Origin of the sequence: Moorena sp. SIO2C4, from assembly GCF_010672485.1 — a bacterium.
GTDB lineage: Bacteria > Cyanobacteriota > Cyanobacteriia > Cyanobacteriales > Coleofasciculaceae > Moorena > Moorena producens.
The window spans coordinates 1-2,193 of the sequence record NZ_JAAHGN010001176.1 but is presented as its reverse complement, the minus strand read 5'-3'; the positions used below and the strand labels follow the sequence as shown (position 1 = coordinate 2,193).

Here is a 2,193-nt window from a genome sequence, read left to right as displayed (position 1 = left end):
TTTTAAAGATTACATTTAGGATAAATACAGATGAGTTGGAATTGCCTTCATTGAGGTGCGCGCCTCCTAGGGCGATTTACTCGCCCTAGGAGGCGCGCACCTAGATATCACATTTACAACTAGATTAGGGATATAACCCTTAATCCCTGATCCCCCATCCCCTGAGTAAAGTAAGGAGGTGCTAAGGTTGGCTAGAGTCAGAGTGCGACAACACGTTAATCCACTTAGCAAGCAATATCAGATGCCGGTGAGTCCTCCGGATTGGAATCAAGTTTATGCCCAAACTACTCAACCATTACATCTGGATATTGGCTGTGGGAGAGGGGAATTTTTATTGCAGATGGCAACACAACAACCCCACTGGAATTTTTTGGGGTTAGAAATTCGGGAACCATTGGTACAACAAGCCAACAGTAAGGTGGTAGATTTAGGGTTGAGCAATCTCCTATTTTTGTTCTGTAATGCTAATAGTTCTATAGATTCACTCTTTAGCTCTTGGCACCCTGGTGCCTTGCAGCGCGTCACTATTCAATTTCCTGATCCTTGGTTCAAGAAGCGACAAGCCAAACGACGTATAGTTCAGCCCACCTTGGTTGATAATCTAGGGGCTTATTTGACCAGTGGAGGGGAGGTCTTTCTACAATCCGATGTGGAGGAAGTGGCAGTGGAAATGCGATCGCGCTTCGATGCTCATCCAGTCTTCTACCGGCCAGAGACTGCTTGGCTGCCAACCAACCCCCTGCCAGTGCCTACTGAACGGGAAATTTCCACCCTCGCTCGTGGTGAACCTGTGTACCGAATGTTGTTCTTTCGCCGTGATGATGTTTAAGGAATAGTCAACTACCGCACGCTGAATCATAGATTACAGCGTGGGCTTGAAAGAGTCTGTTGACCAGACGGCTAGTTTTATTATTAGCAGCCGTTAAGACCAAGAGTTAAAATTCCTACCCTGGAGTACGTGCCAGCTCTAGGCTCTAGAAGTAAGTAATTAAACAGGTCATTCGGGAAAGCCAGTGTTACTTACAAAGTACCGAGTCTTAACATCGTCGTTCGCGCAAGCGTGTGCAAAGCACTCGGCAAACTTTACCCTGAAAAGGAGTGTTCAAAGTAATGCGAGTTTTCGTACTAGATAAAGATAAACAACCTTTAGAGCCTTGTCATCCGGCAAGAGCTAGAGAACTACTCAAAAAAAGGAGAGCTAAAGTTTTTAAACGTTATCCATTCACCATTATTCTGCTAGACAGAACAGTTAATAATTCGGTTACCCATCCATATCGAATCAAGATAGATCCTGGTTCAAAAACCACAGGTATTGCCATTGTCCAGGAGTCAACAGGACGAGTAACTAATGCCTTAGAAATTTATCATCGAGGTTTACAGATTAAAAATGCCTTGGAGTCTCGTAGGGCTTTAAGACGTGGACGGCGTAACCGTAAAACTCGTTACCGTAAGCCCAGATTTATTAATCGTATAAAACCGGAAGGATGGCTCCCACCATCGTTAATGAGTCGAATTTTTAATGTTGAGACTTGGGTTAGGCGACTTACTAAGTTATGTCCTGTAACTGCAATTTCTCAAGAGTTAGTCCGCTTTGACACTCAAAAGATGCAAAATCCTGAAATCTCAGGGGTTGAATATCAACGAGGCGAGTTATTTGGTTTTGAGGTCAAAGAATATTTACTAACCAAGTGGGGACGAAATTGTGTGTATTGTGGTGCGGAAAACGTGCCTTTAGAAGTAGATCATATTATTCCCAAATCAAAAGGAGGTAGCAATCGAGTTAGTAATTTAACCTTGGCTTGTCGAAGCTGTAACCAGAAAAAAGGGAACAAATCCATTGAGAAGTTTCTCAAGAAAAAGCCTGATGTACTCAAAAGAGTACTAGCCAAAGCAAAAACCCCACTCAAAGACGCAGCAGCAGTAAATGCAACTCGTTGGGAATTATTCAGAAGACTAAAGCTAACTAGATTACCTGTAGAGACTGGCTCCGGCGGTCTGACTAAGTTTAATCGTAAAACCAGAGGCATTGATAAGACTCATTGGGCAGATGCTGCTTGTGTAGGTCAATCTACTCCTGAAAAACTGTTGCTCAATGGTATCAAGCCTTTAATAGTCAAAGCTAAAGGTCATGGTGTTCGTCAACGATGCAGAACTGACAAATATGGTTTTCCAAAAGCTCATGCATCTAAAAGA

General features: G+C 43.2%; 2 protein-coding genes. Both read left to right on the top strand.

The genetic code is table 11. The annotated features are described in order from the left end of the window. Window positions 1–187 precede the first annotated feature (187 nt). A complete protein-coding gene (trmB, locus tag F6K20_RS35260; protein ID WP_044493866.1) occupies window positions 188–829 on the top strand; it encodes a tRNA (guanosine(46)-N7)-methyltransferase TrmB in 642 nt (213 codons plus the stop codon). Window positions 830–1,110: 281 nt separating this feature from the next. Then, window positions 1,111–2,193 (top strand): RNA-guided endonuclease IscB (iscB, locus tag F6K20_RS35255; protein ID WP_287297921.1); only part of this gene is annotated, 1,083 nt, incomplete at its 3' end.